We start from the raw sequence: 22,086 nt of genomic DNA on the forward strand, positions 1-22,086 counted from the left end.
AGTAATAATCTGGATTATCCCTGAGTCTTGGAATTGGCATTACCAAAGGGCAAGCATTAACCGGACAACGGTTTTCTGACCACCATGAGAATCTTTCACCTAACCGATAGTTGTACTGCCGACGCAATAATTCCAACCACATTTCTATTGTGGCTAACTGTTCTTTATTGGGCCTTAATTTATATTGGTAGGCAGTGCGCATGGTGGAGATTTTCCGGGGTGATAGCAATATAATAATACAAGTTTTTCAACTTCCATCTTCCTTCTTACTTATTTCTGAGTTCAACAAATATCTGATACATCTGTTTTGCCAATTTTTTAGGATTCCACAAAGGCGCTAAATTATCTGGATTTTTTGACCTCTGCAAATGCTCCCGCACCGAATTTCTTAAGCCTAAATCTTTACCTAATTTAATTCCCCATTCTGTATATTCTTCCCAACTCCAAGCTACTCCTATATCCAAATTTACATTCTGCAAAAATGAGTAACCCATCCGAGATAAATATTGTTCTCCAGCTCTAGTTATTATTGGTAAGTTTGCCCATAAAGCTTCCAAATTATGAGTACCTCCATTGTAGGGATAAGAATCTAATAAAACATCTGCTATCTGATAAATTGCTCGATGTTCTTCTTCTGTTTGAGTTTGTCCTAAAAAGATAATTCGATTAAAGTCTACCCCTATATTTTCAGATTCTTGACGATAAGTTTGATAAATTATATCTACATCTCCTTGACCTTTACGAATTAATATACTTTCTGGTGTATGTTGCAAAATTTTTAATTGAGCGCGTACCATTTCTGGATTCGTTTTTCGTCCCGGTGCTATACACAAATAAACCATCTTATTTGAGTCAATACCGATACTATTTCTAGCAGTATTTCTATCAACTAAATGACTATCAAACCCACCCACAGCTACAGATGTTTCTGGTAATCTAACTAATTTTTCTAGATAATATTTTTCTCTTCCTTCAGGGTGAGTATACGAGTCACATAAAAAATAATTATTTTCAGAAATATAGGGTGCATCAAAACCTAGCCAAGAAACACAAACTGGCGCAGGTTTTTCATGGATAATATGTACATTTACTGGCAATGTCATTGAATCTAAATCTACTACTACATCTAACTTGTCTTCTAATATTTGTTCGACAATTTCTTCGTAGGATGGAAACCCATTAGGATATTTTTTCGGCCAATAGGTTTTGACAGACATTTGTTCAAATCTTTGAGTAATATCATCTCGCTTCAACGGACCTGTAATATATAGATGAACGTGAGGTGTAATTTGAGATAATTCTCTAATTAAGGCTTCACTACACCAACCTACTGAATGACGGCGAAAATGTTTGGAAAGGAATCCTATTTTTAGGGATTGGGAAGTAGAAATATGAGTTTTTGGAGTTTGATAATTTTTGACTCTATTTTGATAATATTGTTTGGCTATTAATTTGTAAAATTTAGCGTTTCCTTCTAAGTTATCCCGGAGGTGAGGTATGGCAAATAAGAAAATTTCATAGAGTAGTTTTATTTCTAATTCGCTGAAGGTTTCACAGCTTTGATAACAATTTTTTTCTACTTCTGAAAGTTTGGAGTTTGCCATATCACTTACTCCAGATTGAAAATAGGCGAATAAAAAGGCAGTACCTGAAAGAATAGGAGCTATTTCTCCACAAGAATTACAAAAATTATCGGCTGCTTTTCTAGCATGGGCAAGTTTAGTTGTATGACTGAGTAAATCACATAATTGTTGATGAGCTTCAACAAATTGTGGTTTAACTTTGATCGCTTTTTCAAATAAAGCGATCGCTTCTTCCATTTTTTCTTGTTTAATAATATGTCCGATACGAGAATATACTTCTGCCCAATTTGGTTTAATTTCTAATGCTTTATGATATTTTTCTAGTGCTGATTCTAATAATCCTTTATTGGAAAGTGCTGTTCCTAAGTTGGCATAAGCATCATAGGAGTTAGGATTATATTTAATGGCTATTTGATAATGATGAATTGCTTGGTCGTAGTCTCCTTTCAGCAATAAATTATTAGCTATTTTTTCATGTAAGTGTTTGAGTTCTGGATTAATATTTAATGCTTTCTGATAATACTTCGCTGCTGCTTCTCTATCTCCTTGTTTACCTAAAATATTAGCTAGATTACTATAAGCTTCGGTATAATCCGGTTTGAGATTAATAGCTCTTTGATAACTTCTAACTGCGTCGTTAATTCTACTCAATTTAACTAGGGTATTGCCTAATTTAAAGTGAAAATCTGCCTCTACTATATCTGGTTGAATTTCTAATGCTTTTTCCCAAGATTCCAGAGCTTCATCAACCTTTCCTAAATATTGAAATAGTTTACCAATATTCCAATAAATACCAGCCAAACTAGGTTTTAAATAAACAGCCTTTTGATAATAAAAAAGTGCTTGTTTATATTGACCTAACTGCAAATAGACACTACCCACATTTCCATAAACTTCTGCAACTTCCGGCTCAATTTCTAATGCCCTATTATAAGCAGACAAAGCTGCTGCTAAATTATTTTGTCTGTAAAAAGCATTTCCTAAAGTTACATAACATGGAGCATAATCCGGTTGAATTTTTAAAGCCTCTTTACAGCGAGCGATCGCTACTTCTAAATTTCCTTCTCCGAGAGCAATATCGGCTTGATTTCTATAAGTTTCTGCTGCTGGAAATTTTAATAATTTTTTGGGAAATTCTGAATCTGATTCTTGATATTCAAAAGTCGTAACTTTACCTGTTTTTTCCAAATTTTCTTCTACTTCATTTGGGTAAGGTAAATTATCAGAAGTATTCTCAAAACTATCTACCTTTTGGTCTGGAATCCAATTAAAAGTAGCAGGTTGAATTCCATGCTCTCCATCAGGAATAATAGGTTCTCCATTTTCTTCTCTTATAAATTTTTCCTTTTCTGTTTCTAATTCTTGGTGTTCAAAGATTTTACCTTGAATGAATTTCTCCTGATTTTTCTTGACTTGGTTTAGACCGGACAAATTCTCGGTATTATTCTCGAAAGCTTCAAATTTTTGCTCTGGAATTAGATTGACATTAGCAGTTTTAATTTCATGGTCTTCATCAGGAATAATAGTTTCTCGATTTTGCCCTTTCCTTCTTCCTTCTTCCTTCTTCCTTCTTACTTCTTCAACCTGAATTACCGAATCAATATATTCCTTTATATTCTGATTATTTTCCCCTGCTAATCTTTGCCATTCAGTGAATAATTCCTCCAATTGACGTTCAGTAGTTCCAGGTCTTAGCAACTTATATAACTTGACAAAAGCTTCCCGATAATTTGGTTGAATAGATAAAGATTTCTGATAATAATCAAAAGCTGGTTCAAGATTTGTATACAGAGCAAATACCTCTGCTAACTTGCAGTAAGCTTTAGGCTCTTCTGGTTCAATTTGCAGCAACTTTTGATAACAATAAACTGCCCGATCAAATTCTCCTATTCGAGAAAGTACATTTCCCAACATCAACTGCACAGGTGCCAAATCAGGATTAACTTCTAAAGCTTTTTTATAATTAAAAATAGCTAAATTAAACTCCCTCTGTTTATAATAAACACTGCCAAGATTAGCATATACTTGTGCAAAATCTGGTTGAATCTTTAACGCCTGATGATAAGTATTAATTGCCTGTTCAAATAAATTTTGATGTTGAAAAATATTCCCTAAAGTCAAATAAATAGAAGCAAAATCTGGTTGAATTTTAACTGCTTCCTTGCAAGCGGAAATCGCTGCATCAAAATTTTCTTGCATCAAATATACTTCAGCTAACCTCTTGTAAGCTTCAACATAATCTGGTTTAATACTCAAAGCTTTTTGATAAGCAATCATCGCTGTATAAAGTTGTCCAGAATCTTTCAATTGATTGGCTGTGTTGAAATAATTTTCAGCTAACATTTTCTCTACGAACCCTTATAAAGTCGCTCTAGAATGGCGAGGCTTTAAACCCATTTTTTTGGTAAAGTTAAACAGTGTTTGTTATTTTATTTTATCTTAAGATCAGGAGTATAGACTATGGTCACAGAACAAGACCCCACTAAATTAATGAAACAGCAAGTCGGCAAAGCTGCTGCTGACCGAGTAAAGTCTGGAATGATAGTGGGGTTAGGCACAGGATCGACCGCTGCCTATATGATTCAATTTTTGGGGGAACGTCTACAAAGTGGTCAACTCAAAGATATCAAAGGTATCCCTACCTCCTTTCAGTCAAATGTATTAGCTAAACAGTATGGTGTACCATTAACCACCCTCGATGAAGTTGACCACATGGATATTGCCATTGATGGTGCCGATGAAGTTGACCCACAGAAAAATCTCATCAAGGGTGGTGGAGCAGCTCATACCCGTGAAGTGCGACTCGTTGGCCACTAAACTAGGAAACTAGGTATAAATGGCCATTCCAAGTCAATACATGAGGACAACCTCGACTTGTGAATAACTCTTATTACCTTGGTGGTGAGATTCCACCCGCCTTGTTGTTGGGTTGACAGCATAGGCCACGGAGTAGAGACTGAACATCAATCTCCGAAGCTGGCCTAAAAGCGGGAAAAGACCAGTTACCAGGAACGATACCGCAAGCAAAGGCTGACAAGTGGACGAACAGGAAGGTAATTAAACTCTCGTGATATGAACCATCCCCAAGGTAGCTATGGGATGTAGGACGAAAGTCAGAGGGTCAATGGATAATCTTATTTCGCGGAGATTATCAGCAACCATGCCGAACCCTCCGGGAGATTTTACCTCACTAAATCAGCCGTAATAAAGGAATAAGGGAACGAGGAAACCTCTCTAAGACACCTAAGTATATAGGTCGAAATCTTAGGAAGCCATTCAAGGTCAATCTGCACAATGGTTGCAGGTCTTAGGGAGAGTAGGATTAGGTAAAAAGCAGTAATGCAGACGTACCTACTGTTAGACGTAATGTAAAGGAATGATTAGCTATGAATAAAGCTAAAACACTAAAAAGAAAACTAGGAAATCCTAGACCATTTTTAAGCGTGGCATGGGATACAGACGATATACCGAATCAAGTTAGTACCAACCCAAACCTTAAATGGAAAGATATTAACTGGAAGAAGGTAGAAAAATATGTATTTAAGTTGCAAAAGTTAATTTACAGAGCATCCAGCCGTGGTGAAATCCGCAAAATGCGCAAGTATCAAAAACTTCTGAACAAAAGTTATTACCCTAGGTTGCTAGCTGTTAGGCGAGTAACTCAGGATAACCAAGGCAAGAAAACTGCTGGGGTGGATGGAATTAAAAACCTTCCTCCAAGGCAGCGCTTTAACTTGGTTGACCTCCTGAACTCACGTTACCTCAAAGCAAGTCCTACCCGCCGTGTCTGGATACCAAAACCAGGAAAAAATGAAAAACGCCCGTTAGGCATCCCCACGATGTACGACAGAGCGTTACAAGCCCTGGTGAAGTTAGGTATGGAACCAGAATGGGAGGCACGTTTTGAGCCTAATAGCTATGGTCTTTTCCGGTGGTCAACACATGACGCCATAGAGGCAATCCATATAAGCATTAACCATAAACCAAAATATGTGCTTGATGCAGATATATCCAAATGTTTTGACCGAATTAACCACGATGCACTTCTAGGAAAGATAGGTCAATCTCCCTACAGACGATTAATTAAACAATGGTTAAAGTCTGGGGCGTTTGATAATAATCAATTCCTAGAATCTGTGGAAGGTACACCACAGGGAGGGGTAATATCGCCCTTACTAGCAAACATCGCCTTACACGGTATGGAGGAGTGTTTAAACAAATTTGCTGAAACCTTACCAGGAAGAAAGCGAGATAATAAAACAGCATTATCCTTAATACGCTATGCTGATGACTTTGTCATCCTACACAAAGACATCAAAATAGTGCTACAAGCAAAAGCCGTGGTACAGGAATGGTTAAGTCAGATAGGGTTAGAACTAAAACCAGAAAAAACCAAGATTGCCCACACCTTGGAAGAATATGAAGGCAATAAACCCGGATTTGACTTCTTAGGATTCACAATTAGGCAATTTAAGGTTAAGTCAACCGAACAAGGATTTAAAACGCTAATTAAACCATCCTCCAAGAGTATAAAAACTCACTATCGGAAATTAGCGGATATATGTGACAAGCTTAAAACCGCTACCACTAAAGCTTTAATAGCTAAATTAAATCCGGTAATTAGGGGATGGGCTAACTACTTCTCAACGGTGGCCAGTAAAGAAATATTCAGTAAAATGAATATGCTTTTATTGAAAAGGCTAGGTCGATGGGCAAGTAGGAGGCATCCAAATAAGTCAGCAGCTTGGATAAAGAAAAAGTATTTCCCTCGCTGCAAAGAAACCAGGAATTGGGTACTTAATGACGGCGAGTATATACTAAACCAACACTCAGATGTCCCCATTATTAGACACATAAAAGTGAAAGGTATTAAATCCCCTTATGACGGCGATTGGACTTATTGGAGTAGCAGAATCGGTAAACATCCAGGCGTAAGGAAAGAAGTTACAACGCTGTTAAAACGGCAAAAGAATAAATGCGCATCTTGTGGACTAACTTTTAGACCAACTGACCTAATTGAAGTTGACCATATAAAACCAAGGTCTAAAGGTGGTGACAACACATATAAGAATAAACAATTGTTGCACCGACATTGCCACGATACTAAAACTGCCTTAGATAAAAAGACATACATACAACCAAAGTCACAGGACTTACCTGAAGGTTATTTATGGGTTGATGATATGTTGATATTAAGGCAGGGATGTACCCATGACAAGGGACGTTTAAGAGAGGAGCCGTGATGAGGTGAAAGTCTCACGTCCGGTTCTGAAGACGAGTCGGTTTGGTAACAAACTGGCTTAGTTTAACAAAATTGTGGACTGTTTGGCAGAACAGTTTATTGTAGTAGTAGATAGTTCTAAATTAGTAGATAGGTTGGGTTCTACTTTTTTGCTCCCGGTAGAAGTTATACCGATGGCAATGACTCCTGTAATTCGAGCAATTGAAAAACTTGGTGGTCAACCAGAACTTCGGATGGGTGTGAAGAAAGCTGGACCTGTAGTTACGGATGAGGGTAATCTAGTAATTGATGTTAAGTTTAATTCTATTGATAACCCTGCTGAATTAGAAAAAAGTTTAAATAATATTCCTGGCGTTTTGGAAAATGGTTTATTTGTGGGGGTTGCAGATGTAATATTAGTTGGAGAACTTCAGGATGGGCAGCCAATAGTTCGAGAGATTTCTTGAAGAAGATGGTAGGTGTTAGGTTATAGGTTGTAGGTTTTAGGTGTTATGGAACCAATTTGGTATCTTTCTGCGCGACTCACGTTTTTTTTCCTCTAAAATTCACCTATGTCTTAACTAATGCTTTGGCAATTGAAAAAATAACTATCTAGAGAACAAAAGTTACTCAAAATTATCAAGCTCGGTATCTTCAAGATACCGAGCTTTACAAGTAACTAATTAACATGAGAAAAGACTACTATTAACTATAGCTAAGAAAGAATTGGTTAGTACAATTACTGATGATGAATCTTAGACTAGGAAATGTTTTACCAACTTTTCCCTGTCTTGGTGCGCGTTCCCTCTCTTGATCAGCATTCCCTTATGTCTGCCACCGACGCGGGGCCGCACCGCTGTTCCCTGTTCCCTGCTATAGATTAGGATTCAAAGAAACTTATTTAGTTCAGTAGTTTTCTTTCAGATTCCAAAGCTTTCACTAAATCTTGGTTTCCTTGAGCTCTAGCTGCTTCCAGACGATGAGCTAATCTTTTTTCTATATTGACCTTATGAACCTCATTTAATTTAACGAGGCTTTTTGGTGAATTTTTGTTCATCATGGACATTTTTTTTTCCTCTTTTATTATATTACTTACATTTTTAATTTAACATCACGAGAAAAAATAAACCAGCCCGGTTACTGAAAACTGTCAGTTATTATTAGCTAGTAGACACCAAACAAAGTATGTTTCAGTAGGCTATCCCTTGTAGAGTCATTCACAAATATTCTGACTAAATCTTTTTAATAAAATGCCTGAAAGTCTTGATGATTAATGGATGTGTAAACCATCAGCAATAAGCTATATGGTTAAGTGAGGACTTTGAAAATCATCTTTTTTTATCCCTTAACGAGGATCTCTCCTAGTTAATTAAATTTTATTAAGCATACTTTGCAATGTCATAATAAATATTAGTTAAGCCTTAGAAGTTAAATTTTATCTTTTTATTTTGGGTTTAATACCCCGCCGTCTACACGGTGTTTACAATTGGGGTTTAAGTCCCCGTCCGTTTTTTCTTCCTTCTTCCTTCCTTCCTTCTTGCTTCTTCCTTCTCCAATAATTTAGAAAAATTTGGTTTTTTCTGCTTCACCTAATAAAAAACCAAAAAATCTCTGGAAAAACGCTACAATCCTGTACTTTGACATCCTCCCCTGGCTAAAGCATAGGAGATTTCAAACCTCACGATTTGGGTTTCCTCTTTCTCTTAGTTCGAGCTGACTTACTAGGTTGAGTTTCCCCAACAAAGCAGAGGCCATTCTCTCCAGAGGCGTTGATTTCCGTCTGCCCGACGGTATTTGCTAACTGTTTTAATGCAGCTTTGAGAATATTTTCCGCAGCGTTTTGATCACGGCCTGCAACATACCCACAGTGGGGACATTTATGGGTTCTAGTGCTGAGAGTTTTGACCACTTTTTCACCACAATTAGAGCAATTCTGGGAAGTATATGCTGGCTCAACAGCAATAACTGGAACTCCATACAGTCTGCCAAAATATTCTAACCATTCTCTAAACTTGTACCAACCTGCATCGCTAATTGATTTGGCTAAATGATGGTTTTTCACCATGTTCCGTATCCGTAGGTTTTCAACTGCAACCAAATCGTTAGACTGGATGACGTGTTGGGCTAACTTACAAACCCAATCGTTACGTCTGCGTGAAACCTTCAGATGTGCTCTACCTAATTTATTTCTGGCCTTATTACGGTTTTGACCCCCTTTTTGGGTTCTTGATAATCTACGTTGCAACCTTTTGATTTTGTGCTCATCCTTCCTCCAAAACCGAGGATTTTCTATTTGATTACCAGAACAATCAGTTTGACTACTCCCCGGACTTAAGTCACGGGGATTCTAAGTTGATACTACGCAACAGGATAAATTCATATTGCTTCGTTTTTTCTTAGCTGACCAAAGATACACTCTCTGGGGACAAGCCAAAGTGCCCCTACACAGTCGGCATAGCGTCTAAACTTAGCTTTCTGCTTACTTTTGTGATTATATTTAGCCCCATTAAAGCCTGCAGTCTTCACACTAATTATTATCGGTTCTATACAAACCACGCTTTATTCTTTTTCCTGACGGTTTCCAATCATTGGGTTTTTCACCATAATTTAGGTAGATTGTCACCATCTAAATTTGAAAGGGGGCTGACAGAAAGTTATTGTAGGTAATAATACCACAGGAAAACTTTAGTTGTCTAGTCTAAACGACTCGCTTGTTTTCATCCCCCGGTTAAAACACGGGGGCTTTCAACGTCGCTTTTCGGTAAAAATAGTTTAAACCCACATCTAACCCTGTATGTTTTCCTGTGAGTTCTTTCTTCTCCTCTCGTTCGTGGTCTACTAGGAATTGTGCATAATATCCGTCATGCCTTCTAATCACCCTAACTCGCTTAATTTGCTTGATTTGATAGAAGTGCAAGTCTCGACTTCCCCAAAGTTTGAATGTACCTGCTTGGAACTTGTCTGAAAAGATTAAATAACGCCTATCATCTGAGAGTTTCCAGCCCGATGTCTTATACTCAATAGATGCTCTAACTTGGTATTTCTTAAACTTTGGAAAACCTTTCTTGCCTGGTATCTTTTGCCTACAATTCCGATAGAATCGCTCGATTGATGCCCATGCCCTTTCTGCATGTGCTTGTCGTGCCATTGAGTTCAACCTGGCCACCCAAGGAAACTCTGGATTGTCCGACAGTACCTTGCATAACTTGTAGGCATCGTTGCGACTTTTAATCTGACCATCTAACCATGCTCTGATGACGCTGTTGCGAACAAACCGGCCTGTACGGATAGCTTCGTCTAGCTTCCTGTACTGGCTTTGTTTTCCCTGCAACTTTATCTCAAAAACAAGCATGGTCGATCATTGTCGTTCACAATAAACTATCATAGCTCAAAATAATCCGTCGTGAACGATGGGGCTTTAGACCCGCTTTTTATCTGTAAAGGATTATTAATCAGCCAAAATTTTTAGTTAGTTACACAAAAAATTTCAAATTATCTAACATGATAGATTTCTCTAACATTGCGGCCCAGCTTAACGCAGGCACTATCCTTCCAGAAGCAATAGTTGTAATTACCCTACTTGTAGTTCTCGTTGGAGACCTCATAGTAGGACGTACTTCTGCTAAATGGACTCCCTACGCAGCCATAGTAGGTCTATCCATAGCTATTGTGGCCTTATATACTCAATGGGACAGTACAAATACCATCGGCTTTTTGGGAGGCTTTAATGCTGATGCCCTCAGTGTAGTATTTAGAGGTATCATTGCTCTGTGTGCAATTACCACTATATTGATGTCGGTGGCATACATAGAACAAACTGGGACTCCACTAGGAGAATTTATTTGTATTCTGCTCACCGCTACTTTGGGGGCAATGTTCCTTTCTGGAGCAGATGAATTGGTGACGATTTTTGTTTCTCTGGAAACCCTGAGTATCTCCTCTTATTTATTAACTGGTTACACAAAACGTGACCCCCGTTCCAATGAAGCAGCATTAAAATATTTACTTATTGGCGCTGCAAGTTCGGCAGTTTTTCTCTATGGCATTTCCCTTCTCTATGGTTTGTCTGGTGGAGAAACTAGGTTAACAGCGATCGCCTCTAGTATTGCTGATGTAGCAAGTGGCGGTATTTCACTCGCTCTAGTTATTGCTTTAGTATTCGCGATCGCTGGTATTTCTTTCAAAATTTCTGCTGTCCCTTTTCACCAATGGACTCCGGACGTTTATGAAGGCTCTCCTACTCCAGTTGTGGCCTTTCTCTCGGTGGGTTCTAAAGCGGCTGGTTTTGCTCTAGCTATTCGTCTTTTGGTTACTGCTTTCCCTCTAGTTTCGGAACAGTGGCATTTTGTATTTACTGCCCTTGCTGTATTGAGTATGGTATTGGGTAATGTGGTTGCTCTGGCCCAAACCAGCATGAAACGTCTACTTGCTTATTCATCTATTGGACAAGCGGGTTTTATTATGATTGGTCTTTTGGCGAATACTGAAGCTGGTTACGCTAGTATGATATTTTACCTGCTAATTTACTTGTTTATGAATTTGGGTGGTTTTACCTGTGTGATTCTATTTTCTCTCCGTACAGGTACAGACCAAATTAGTGAATATGCAGGGTTATATCAAAAAGACCCACTATTAACTTTAGGGTTGAGTCTTTGTTTGCTTTCTTTAGGTGGTATTCCTCCACTAGCGGGTTTCTTTGGCAAGATTTATTTGTTCTGGGCAGGTTGGCAAGCTGGGTTATATTGGTTAGTTTTGTTAGGATTAATTACCAGTGTTGCTTCTATTTACTACTACATTCGTGTGGTGAAAATGATGGTGGTAAAAGAACCGCAAGAAATGTCGGATGTAATTAAAAATTATCCTCCTATTCGTTGGGATATTTCGGGTATGCGTCCTTTACAAGTAGGGTTGATTTTGTCTGTTTTAGCAACATCTTTAGCTGGAATTTTATCTAATCCTTTATTTACTTTGGCTAACAATGCTATTGCTAAAACTCCTATGTTGAATTCGGTTTTAGTTCAGACTGTTGAAACTAATTCAGTAGCTAGTAAACCAAGTTTTTCTTTGTCGCAAAATAATTAGTGCCGCTACGCGGAATTCAAAAGTCAAAAGTATTGATTTGTAATTGTTTTAGGATTTTGTAACTGGTCAATTATTTCCGCCATCCTGCATTAGTTTTAATTCTTTTGATTCAGCAAAAGTAAGAAATGTTCGGCTTATTGAGTCGAGCATTTTTTCTGTTCAATAGATAGGTCGAATTGTTGGAGTTTTTATTACAGAAAGAAGAAGGTTTTATAGCATTTATCAAAAACTTTTCTATATTTTCGCATAGTAGGGCAGTGAGGGAGTGGGGGAGTGGGGGAGAATTAAACATAAGAATAATTAACATTAACTTACCTCAGAGTAGCAAAAAAGTTATTCGACATAAGTTAATAACTTAATAACTGAAATGCCAATGAAGTATAGCATTATTTTTGGGAATTTGTATTAGTTATCTAGGAGATAAGGAAAAATCTTGCGTTGTTTTAGTTTTAAGTTTTTTATATTTCCTACTAATCTTTCTTTCTACTGCTATAACAACCTATTTCTTTGTCTTATACAGGCTCTAGTATTAATGAGGTAGAGTATTTTTTTCTCTTCAGTTATTCTTTATTACCTTTCCAAAAATTGTCATATATCACCTAAATAATTAAAAGTTTACTAAATTTTTTGTATCTAAAGTATCACCTGATTTTCAGAAATTCAATAGGTAATATCAAGTTCAGTTATCTATTTATCAAGATACAGCATATTTCAGGTAAATGAGGTACAAATATAAATGGTAAAGTGTTCGTAGTGCGGGCATCTTGCCCGCGATTAGTGTACCTTACTAATATGAAATACTCTGTATTTAGAGTAGAGGCTAATTATATTAGAAGTAAGTATTTTCGTGGGCTGAATTTATGCCTTTATTTCAAACTACCTCTACATAAAAGTATCTTAATACCATTTCTCTGTAAAAATGCGCTTAATAATTATTGCTCAGACCTTATTAAACTGACTATTCTCATCTTTATATTAAGTGCAACTTCATTGAGAAATGGTATTAGAAATTTTTCACCATTTCAGAATATTATCTTTTCTTGAGTGGGTTTAATTCCCCACTGTCTAAACTGTACTTAAAATTGTTTGTGGTTTGTAGACACGTAGTGGCGTGTCGAAGACTATCCATAAGCAAATTTCCCTTCTTCCTTTCTTCCTTTCTTCCTTCTTCCTTCTTCCTTCTTCCTTCTTCAAAGAAAACTATGCTAGAACTTTTAGAGCTTCTGGTTTGAGAATAACTTGAACTCCTGATTCAACTTTAACGTGCCACATACCGTTTGGTAATTGATTTAGAAGTTCTACAGTTTTACCTCGATCTTCTTCTAGTTCTGGAGTTGGTGAATCAACTAAAATAACTTTTGTTTTGGTTGATTCTTTTGAAGATATTAAATTAGCAGATAAAGAGTGGGTTAGAGGGGGGGACTGTTCTGAGAGAGTTGCTAATTGCATTCTCAGGTTGGTTAATTTATTTTGCAGTTCTTGATTTTCTTTTTGATATTGTTGTGATTGTTCTGTTAGTTCTTGATTTTCCTGGGTTAATCTTTGAACTTCTAGTTTTAATCTCTGAACTTCTACACATTCATCAATACTAACATTACAAGCTTTAGCTATAACTTTTTTAATTAGGGGAGTGTACATAATTTTTCAGTAAATAAATTAGGGTAAATTGTTTTTGTGGAGAGAGAAGTTATTCTGTAAGCATTCAGCCGTCAGCCATCAGCTATCATCTATTTCTTTTAGTTTACGATAAAAGCAATATTTAATTATCTTACTACAAAAGTTGGCTCTCTTGCCCTTAAATTCTATATTAATTTAAACACTGTCCTATATAAGAGAGTCTTGTTGCTGAAAGCTGACTGCTAATAGCTGAATGCTTACGTTATTCTTTATTCCTAACTTCTCCTACCTTCTATTATAATCTTCTACTTTTCCCATAAGGTATGTGACCCCTTATCTAGTTTTAATGTGATTAAAATCACTATAAAAATTATGGGTTAATTATGGGATAAATTTCCAGGATAATAAACTTGATAGTTGATAGTAATTAATACTTACATGGATTTGTTTTTTGAGTTAAATTGAAGTATAACTACTCAAATTTTTTATTCTCTTACTTAATTCAAAAGTGTGAGTCAAGTAGATACGCATAATGTATTAAAAAATCATATCTAGTCAATAATTTATCGATCCCCTATATTTTAGAAGTTTAAAAGATTTTTACATATACTATCTGCCTTGTCAATATAATTTTGAAAATAGGGCTTTTATTCTCAATGTCAAATCAATTATAGCAATCTTATTTGAGTTGTGAGATATTGTAGATTTTAAGGAATAGGGAATGGGGAACAGGGGACAGGGAATGAGAAACACCGAAGCAATAAAATTATTACAAATGATTTAGGATTGCTATATATTAAATTTTACTGCTTCCTCTGTTTAAATCCGGTCAGTTGATATGTTTTATTTATAATTTTGTGAACGCTTACCTTAAGATATATGATTGAGAAAATTTAGCATTTACTACAAGAGGAAGATAGATCATTTCAGTTATCAGTTAGGAGAACTTTTAATCTATACCTAATTGTAGAAATTATAAATATTTATCCAGAATTTATGTGAGGCGCTAATTATAGCAGTCTAATACCATTTATTCATGAAGTTGCGCTTAATAAAAGATAACAGCTATTAGTAAAATTCAGGTTTTGGTAAGAATTATTAAGCGCATTGTTACAGAGAAATGGTATAAGAAAAGGTTAGGACAGATAAAAAGCTTAAAACTCAGAACAATGTAAGATTTTTCCTTCTTCCTTCTTCTTTCTTCCTTCTTCCTTCTTCCTTCTTCTTTCTTCCTTCTTCCTTCTTCCTTCTTCTTTCTTCCTTCTTCCTTCTTCCTTCTTCCTTCTTCTGGAATACTATAGTGAAACTCTGTTTTGATGCTTTTAAATTTATCTGAAACTATCAGGAAATTCAGTCTTCAATACAGGTAAAACTGGACAAGGTTTTTGCTCCTGTAAACTGTCTGGTTTATTCCAAGTAAAAGGAGCTAACTTAGCAGCAGACATCCACAACAAGCGTTTTGCTCTAGTCATAGCCACATATAGTAACCGAAATTCCTCTGCCGTCTTCAGATATCCTGCCTGTTTCCAAGCAGTAGAAATGTCTGGTAAATCTTGCCCTTGTAAACTGGCACGAATTTGCGCTCTTGCCACTTCAGCTAAGTCAAATTCTCCCAAAAAATTCACCTGTGGCAAAACTCGTAAATTACCAGGAATTATATTTTCATGTAAAAAAGGTAAAAAGACATAATCCCAATCTAAACCCTTAGCTTTGTGCATAGTAATAATAGTAAGTTGCTGAGGGCGAGTATAATTTTTCTCTGCATCTTCATCCACTTCAACAGGTTCAAATCTCTCGGAACCTACAATTTCACTTAAAACTTCTAAAATAGAATTCATCGAACTATTATCAAAAGTTTGTTTAGCAACTCTTTCTGCTAACTTATCCGCAGTTGCTAAATCTGATTGTTGATAATTTAAAGCTAAAGCAAGAAAAGAAATTAATTGATACAGAGGTAATTCTGATTTTGCCCTGAGCAAACCACGACAAAAATCACGACATTTACGCACCTTTTCTGATTGATAAGGATCGAGAGGCCCTGGGTAAAGAAACTGTTCTGGTTGAGAGGCAAAAACATTATAATCTTGCTTAGGAATTAAGTGTCGATCGCCCAAAACTTTCAAAGCAGATTTTAAATAATCTGGAGAATGAGGGCGGTCAATAAATTGCATTAATGCCAATATTTCTGCTGGAATTTGAGAGTGACGTGCTCCTTGAGAAACATCATGTATTGAAATATTTTGTTTGCCTAAATCAATATCTATTCCATATTTTCCAGGATTAGAAAAAGTATCTGTAATAAATTTACCTTGTTTATTTTCCCGTACTAATACAGCAAAATTACCATCGGGATTTTCTTTAAATAAATTAATTATGCGTTTACCCATCAACTCAAGTGTTTGGTAAATATCTCGGGGTTCATATATTTCTAAACCACCACCAGTAGCTGAAGGATTATCATTTGCCGGATGAATATTTTGGTCTCGAAATGGTTTTTCTATTCCTGTTAATTCTGAATTATTTACCCATTTCAACACAAAATTAGCTGCATCTATAATTTTTTGACAACTACGGCCTGCTTGTTCCATAGTTGCCAATTTATTTAATTGTTCGCAGTCTTCACAAAATTGCCGAAAATCTATTGGATCTGCTGGAGTAAATGTAGAATTAATTGCTTGGTTTGGATCTCCAACACGCATGAGGTTGAGATTATTTAATTGTGATAATTTTTGCTCTTGAGAAATTCCATTATTTTCTGAAATATCATCATCATTTTCACTTGAATTAGCCAGTTTTTTTAAAAGTTTAGTTTGCAAAGGCGTAGAATCTTGAGCTTCATCTTCAAACACTGCAAAAACTTGATTTTGCCACATTTTTCTAGCACCTTCATTTTCTAATACCCGCAACGCGGCTAAAATCATTTCATCGTAGTCAATTAATTGATTTTCTCTCAATATTTCCTGATATGTTTGATATAAATTAGCAGCAATAGTCACAACTTGATAATGGTCATTAATTTTGTCTCGTAATTGCCATAAATCTTCTGGTTTAAGACCAGAACTTTTTGCTTGTTGAATTGCTTTCCAAGCTAATTGAGGTAAAACTTCAGTGCGTAAAACAGACTGCCTTCTTAAACGTTCAGTTTCTTCTCCATCAAATTGAACTCCTTCGATTAAAAGTTGATAATGTCTGGGATTATTTGCAATCCAATTTTCTACACAAGTGCGAGTTATTCTGCTGCTTGGAGTAGGAAGAATTAAAGTAGTATTTTCTAAATCTAACTCAGATAATTCAGGATGACGTATGGCAATACTCAAAGCCAAACCATGTAAAGTATGAACAATAAAACTGCCTTGAGGTAAAGATAATTCCTTTAAATGTTTGCGGATTTTAGTTTTAATATTACTAGCTGCAGAACGGGTAAAAGTAACAACAATTAACTGACGATTACTATGTAGCTGATAACGAGCGATCGCTAAAGCTGCTGCTGCTGCCATCCCGTATGATTTTCCTGCTCCAGGAACTGCTGAAACTCCTAAAGGCCCTCCTTGCCAGTCAGCCATTTGTTGTTGCCCAGGCCGTAAATTGGAACGAATTTGTTGAATTGCTTTTTCTCTTAAACTTGCTAATGATAAGCCAATTTCTGTATTCTTTGTATTCGTTTTAATATCAGTATATGGAGGAAAATTATTATTGAAATCGTCGGTCACTTTGTTTTAAATCAAAAGTTAAAAATTCAAATATTACCGAAAAATTGTGGGTATACGCCTCCCCTTTTAAGGAGATAAAAAAAGAGCATATTCCTTATGTCAAGCCTCATTTATTGGAGAGGTACTGATAACTGATAACTGAAATATCAAGCCTCCTTATTGCAAAGGTACTGATAACTGATAACTGATAACTGATAACTGAAATGTCAAGCCTCCTTATTGCAGAGGTACTGATAACTGATAACTGATAACTGATAACTGATTTCCTACTCCGTTTTAAATCAAAAGTTAAAAATTCAAATATTACCGAAAAATTGTGGGTATACGCCTCCCCTTTTAAGGAGATAAAAAAAGAGCATATTCCTTATGTCAAGCCTCATTTATTGGAGAGGTACTGATAACTGATAACTGAAATATCAAGCCTCCTTATTGCAAAGGTACTGATAACTGATAACTGATAACTGATAACTGAAATGTCAAGCCTCCTTATTGCAGAGGTACTGATAACTGATAACTGATAACTGATAACTGATTTCCTACTCCGTTTTAAATCAAAAGTTAAAAATTCAAATATAGCATTTCTCAAGTTACTGAGGAACAGTTGTTTTTCTTCTTTTCTACTCCCTACTCCCTACTCCCTACTCCCTACTCCCTACTCCCTACTCCCTACTCCCTACTCCCTACTCCCTAAGATATAAGTTTATTTTTGCCCAACTCAATCAACTTTAGCTAGGGGAAAATGAAGATAAAAAGTTGTACCAGTAGATGGACTTGATTCAAAAAAAATCTTCCCATCATGGGCATCAATAATTGTCTTAACAATAGCAGTTCCCAATCCAATACCACCCTGTTTTCCATAACTTACAAAAGCTTCAAATAATTTATTCTGAATTTCTTGAGGAATACCAGGACCATTATCTGAAAAAGTAATTTCAACTAATCGATCTTTTCTTCTAGCTCTGATTTCTATTTTGCCTTCAGATTGATCGAGAGCTTCTACAGCATTAGATAATAAATTTTGTAGGACACGGTTAATCTTATTTTCATCAGCATTTATGATTAAACCCTCTTCCACAGAAACTATCAATTCTACAGAAGCAAAATCAATATAAACCTGGTTTAATTTGGCAAAATTTTGTAAGAGTTTAGCAATATCAATTAACTGACAATATAATGTTGTATCCCCCTGAGAAAAAGCAAGGACTTCTTCTGCCATATTTAACATTCTCTGAACTTGCATTGAAATTAAATCGCACCATTCTTGACTTTCTTGGTCGGGATGTAGTTCTTTTAACATTGAACTTGATAATTGAATACCCGTGAAAGGGCTTCTAAAATCGTGAATAATAGTATTAACCATCTCTCCAATCAAAGTCATTTTCTCTTTATAAGCTAATTGATTGACATAATCAGTTGTCACAGTTCGCAATCTTTGAGATAAAAAACTTAAAATTTGTAAGACTAAATCTCCTTTTGTATTAGCTAATATCTCTGTTATGGATTCATAGTAAATTTTCGCCAAAATAGTTTCCTGAGATGTAACTACCCTAGCACTTCTTGGCTTTCTATCTATAATCCCTAACTCTCCCAAATAACCATTAGATTTAACAGATGTAATCACAACATAATTATTTCCATCACCACTCCTTTTACTAACTTCTACTTCACCTTCTAGAACTAAAAATAAAGAATCTGAATCATCACCTTCTTCAAAAATAATCTCTCGAGAATTAAACTTTTTAATAATAGCAATCTGGGAAATTTGTGCAGCTTGCTCAGGTGCAAAATAGCGAATAAACTGATGTGATTCTAGTTTCATTTTGTAGTGGAATATAGTATATCTTTCGGTTAGGTAGTCTTGGTGATCGTCGATGAATTTATCATAAAAAATATTCAGTGTCAAAAGTTGTAAATCCTATGACACAACAAAATTTTGAGTCAAAAGAGATAGATAAATCAAAAATCATAACTTTATTGATATTTAGCCATAGCATAAAAGCTATACCCTATGTTTTTATCGGTCTATTTTTCTTACTAATCAACTAGATAGGAAATAAAGCCGTAGCTTGAGCTGTACCTAAAAACTCCTAAGTTTTGTAATAGTAAATATTTTGATTGAGTCAGTTTGCCGTTACTTTTATTAGTTGTCGGTTCATAAAATCTTTTTGACTCGAGCATCAGTATAGAATATGGACTAAACTGATTACTAAGTTTGTTTTCAAACAGCACTATTTTTTATGTGAAGTCCGGAATAATAGTTGTCCACATCTTAAGTAAAGTAAAGTTGAATACACTTGATATTCAACGAGCCGAAAACTTACCTCCTAATTTTTTCCTATATCCAGCTAAATCTCGCGAGGGGTATCCCCTTAAATCGGAGATTATAACGGGAGGGGAATTGCGACCTGCTAAAAAACTCATTTCTGCAGTAAAGTAACTTCAATTATGCTATGATTAATGTTATCAGGAGTAGCGGTAATACGCACCTGATTGCAGAATCGAGACAGCTCAAGCTCTGGGGTTAACTCAGAAGTCCTAGTAATCTATATTAGAAGGTAAAATATTGAAGGTAGCTAGGTGATTACAGAACTGGACAGTAAAAAACGGCGGTGGGTCTCATTGTTGCTGCCTGGATCGGTTAAGAGGATGCTCAACCAGCAGAAGCCAGGAAACCCTTCTTCGTGAGGTAGGGAAACCCTCGTTATAGCCCTAGCTTAACGAGGGAGAACGTCACGACTCTATTATAAATTACCGAAAAGCGACGTTGAAAGCCCCCGTATTTTAACCCTATCCATTATAAGCAAAATTCTTTACAAAAGTGGATAATGCCTATTATCAAAAGCTTACGAGCATTTTATTGGTTTTACAAGCTTTGACAAATTGACTAACTTGTGTACTCCTAAAAGTTGTTTTTTGTCGTTGCGATCGCAACGACACTAGGAGCTTTCAGAGTTCCAAACATCAAATGATATTTTTGTCAAGTTTTATGTTAAGAAAGATGTTTATAAAGCATAGGTTTTAACCGGGGGATGAAAACAAGCGAGTCGTTTAGACTAGACCACTTTAAATGTTTAGACAAAAGTAAGCAGCAAAGCATGGTTTAGACGCTATGCCGACTGTGTAGGGGCATCTTGACTTGTCCCCAAAGAATATATCTTTGGTCAGAATCATGAGAGACGAAGCAACATGGATTTATCGGTGTTGCGTAGTATCAACTTAGAATCCCCTCGGCAACAGCTACGGGGAGTAGTCAAACTAAAATAAATAATGCCACTAAATTTTATATAGTGGCATTACAGAATTATAGAAATTATAGAGTTTTTTTATTTGCTAACATTACCACAATCCTCTTACAGGAGGAGGTGGTTGTGGTGGCCGTCTAATAGGAGGAGGTGGCTGAAGTGGTGGAAACTCTATAGTAGGAGGACCCTGGAAATTGTATTGTGGTAACTGAACTTCTACCCGTTCATAGTTATAATCTGGGATGACTTTAAAGAAATCTATACAACCACAAGGATCTTCAGGGTCGTCATTCTTTTTGCCCACAATTGCATAAACCCGCATTCCAGGTACTAAACCTGCTATTTCTATTCTATGTCTAGGAGAAAAAAATAGAGTTCGTAGTTGACCACGTTCCTCTTCAGGAATTGTGACATAAGTGGGTTCACCATCATTAGGTCCAATGCCAGGAATGCCTAATTCGGATTCTTCATCTACTAGAATTGTGACTACATTTCCGATAATACCTTTAACATAGCCGACAATCTCCATTTGATTTGCTCCCCCAGCTGCTCTAGTTCTTTCCCTTTGGGCAACTTTTTCATTTTCAGGAGCAGCGATCGCCGGATAAATTGTTCCAAATGTAATTAATATTGACAAGCAAGCACTTGTCAAGTTTGTATATTTTGGAAGACGCATGACTACCTCACCAAATTTTGTCTAAGTGTCTAAGTTTAAATCTGTTTTCACAGGTTTAACTGGACATCGATTGATCGATTGCTTCTTCTTATAACAACCTCACCAGGAATATACCACCAAGGCTTATTTTTTGCAAGTAAATTTACTTTATTTATTATAGTTTATTGCGATAAAATATTCAAAAATATAGCAACTACATTTTACTTTTCATATTTTAGTTACACTCAGACAATATATTTTTGGGGGAACTACTATCGATAGTAGTTCTATTTATATTAATTTGCAGTATTTTTGTGATTAATTGTCATACAACTTTACTCCAAAATATTAGCAACTACTGATTAGCATTTTCTCCTGATTTAATTGTTTTTTCTTCAGGCATATATTCTTCAATATTAATAGACGCTATTCCCTGAGCTTCGACCAACTCAAACATTGACCCTAATTGCACCCAAATCAACAAAGCCGTTGGAAATACTACTACTGCACCTATAACAATAGATAACCATTCAACAATATTAAAGATAGAAAGACTAGCCGATACACACAGAAAGATAAATAAAGTCATGCTTAAATAAGCAGTAATAAGATTAGGAGTTTGATAACCTATTTGTTTTTGAGAAACTTTACTTTTCAGCCATAGTGTTAATTTATACTCCAACATATCTTTAAAAATAATTCCTAAGATAATAGAGAAAAATAATGTTAACTCAATGACTGTGTAGACAGGAAAATCAAAAAAAGTATTATTGTACATTTTGTTTAATAGCAAATATTAACCGTTTTGACATCCTCCCCGGCCTAAAGGCACGGGGATTCCTACCGAGCCGTAGCTCTTCAGCGAGTTGACGTCTCACCGGCTGCTGCTACCTTGACGGTAGTCTTACACTTGCCTCCACGTCCGCGCACGAGTCTCAGAATGCCCTCCCGCGACTTATCTATCAAGAATTCTTAT

General features: G+C 36.0%; 11 protein-coding genes and 4 pseudogenes. 4 read left to right on the forward strand and 11 right to left on the reverse strand.

Translation table 11 applies throughout. The annotated features are described in order from the left end of the window. Both F6K54_RS18785 and F6K54_RS18790 read right to left on the reverse strand, forming a co-directional pair. A partial coding sequence (locus tag F6K54_RS18785; RefSeq protein ID WP_293080361.1) for a helix-turn-helix domain-containing protein occupies positions 1-202 on the reverse strand: 202 nt, incomplete at its 3' end. 64 nt (positions 203-266) lie between these two features. Beyond that, the gene (locus F6K54_RS18790) at positions 267-3,926 is read right to left on the reverse strand and encodes a tetratricopeptide repeat protein (RefSeq protein ID WP_293080362.1); all 3,660 of its coding nucleotides are present in this window, start codon (positions 3,924-3,926) and stop codon (positions 267-269) included. 117 nt (positions 3,927-4,043) lie between these two features. On the opposite strand from F6K54_RS18790, the pseudogene rpiA reads away from it, so the two are divergent. From rpiA to F6K54_RS18805, 3 genes and pseudogenes are all read left to right on the forward strand, one after another. Next, a pseudogene (rpiA, locus tag F6K54_RS18795) lies at positions 4,044-4,379 on the forward strand (ribose 5-phosphate isomerase A); the annotation flags it as partial. 590 nt (positions 4,380-4,969) lie between these two features. Beyond that, on the forward strand, positions 4,970-6,826 hold the full coding sequence (ltrA, locus tag F6K54_RS18800; RefSeq protein WP_293080363.1) for a group II intron reverse transcriptase/maturase: 1,857 nt from the start codon (positions 4,970-4,972) through the stop codon (positions 6,824-6,826). Positions 6,827-6,893: 67 nt separating this feature from the next. Then, positions 6,894-7,271: pseudogene (locus F6K54_RS18805) on the forward strand (ribose-5-phosphate isomerase A); the annotation flags it as partial. Between the two features lie 434 nt (positions 7,272-7,705). Here F6K54_RS18805 and F6K54_RS18810 read toward each other — a convergent pair. From F6K54_RS18810 to F6K54_RS18820, 3 genes and pseudogenes are all read right to left on the reverse strand, one after another. Continuing rightward, a complete protein-coding gene (locus tag F6K54_RS18810; protein ID WP_293080364.1) occupies positions 7,706-7,870 on the reverse strand; it encodes a hypothetical protein in 165 nt (54 codons plus the stop codon). A 612-nt stretch (positions 7,871-8,482) separates the two neighbouring features. Next, a pseudogene (locus tag F6K54_RS18815) lies at positions 8,483-9,106 on the reverse strand (RNA-guided endonuclease InsQ/TnpB family protein); the annotation flags it as partial. Between the two features lie 459 nt (positions 9,107-9,565). After that, a pseudogene (locus tag F6K54_RS18820) lies at positions 9,566-10,156 on the reverse strand (RNA-guided endonuclease TnpB family protein); the annotation flags it as partial. Positions 10,157-10,308: 152 nt separating this feature from the next. Here F6K54_RS18820 and F6K54_RS18825 point away from each other — a divergent pair. Then, positions 10,309-11,886 (forward strand): NAD(P)H-quinone oxidoreductase subunit N, encoded by a 1,578-nt coding sequence (locus tag F6K54_RS18825; protein WP_293080374.1) that lies wholly within the window; start codon positions 10,309-10,311, stop codon positions 11,884-11,886. A 1,065-nt stretch (positions 11,887-12,951) separates the two neighbouring features. Here F6K54_RS18825 and F6K54_RS18830 read toward each other — a convergent pair. The 6 genes from F6K54_RS18830 to F6K54_RS18855 form a co-directional block, all read right to left on the reverse strand. Next, positions 12,952-13,080, reverse strand: a complete 129-nt coding sequence (locus tag F6K54_RS18830) for a hypothetical protein (protein ID WP_293080366.1) — start codon at positions 13,078-13,080, stop codon at positions 12,952-12,954. 6 nt (positions 13,081-13,086) lie between these two features. Beyond that, positions 13,087-13,524 carry a hypothetical protein gene (locus F6K54_RS18835; protein ID WP_293080368.1) on the reverse strand — a complete coding sequence of 146 codons (438 nt, stop codon included), beginning with the start codon at positions 13,522-13,524 and terminating at the stop codon, positions 13,087-13,089. 1,307 nt (positions 13,525-14,831) lie between these two features. Further along, positions 14,832-17,213, reverse strand: coding sequence for an ATP-dependent helicase (locus tag F6K54_RS18840; protein WP_375341980.1), 2,382 nt, complete (start codon positions 17,211-17,213; stop codon positions 14,832-14,834). Positions 17,214-17,928: 715 nt separating this feature from the next. After that, positions 17,929-19,116, reverse strand: coding sequence for an ATP-binding protein (locus tag F6K54_RS18845; protein WP_366558167.1), 1,188 nt, complete (start codon positions 19,114-19,116; stop codon positions 17,929-17,931). A 1,433-nt stretch (positions 19,117-20,549) separates the two neighbouring features. Continuing rightward, positions 20,550-21,131, reverse strand: coding sequence for a hypothetical protein (locus tag F6K54_RS18850; RefSeq protein WP_293080370.1), 582 nt, complete (start codon positions 21,129-21,131; stop codon positions 20,550-20,552). A 334-nt stretch (positions 21,132-21,465) separates the two neighbouring features. Then, positions 21,466-21,888 (reverse strand): hypothetical protein, encoded by a 423-nt coding sequence (locus F6K54_RS18855; protein ID WP_293080372.1) that lies wholly within the window; start codon positions 21,886-21,888, stop codon positions 21,466-21,468. Positions 21,889-22,086 lie beyond the last annotated feature (198 nt).

The organism is Okeania sp. SIO3B5, from assembly GCF_010692555.1.
Taxonomy (GTDB): Bacteria; Cyanobacteriota; Cyanobacteriia; order Cyanobacteriales; family Microcoleaceae; genus Okeania.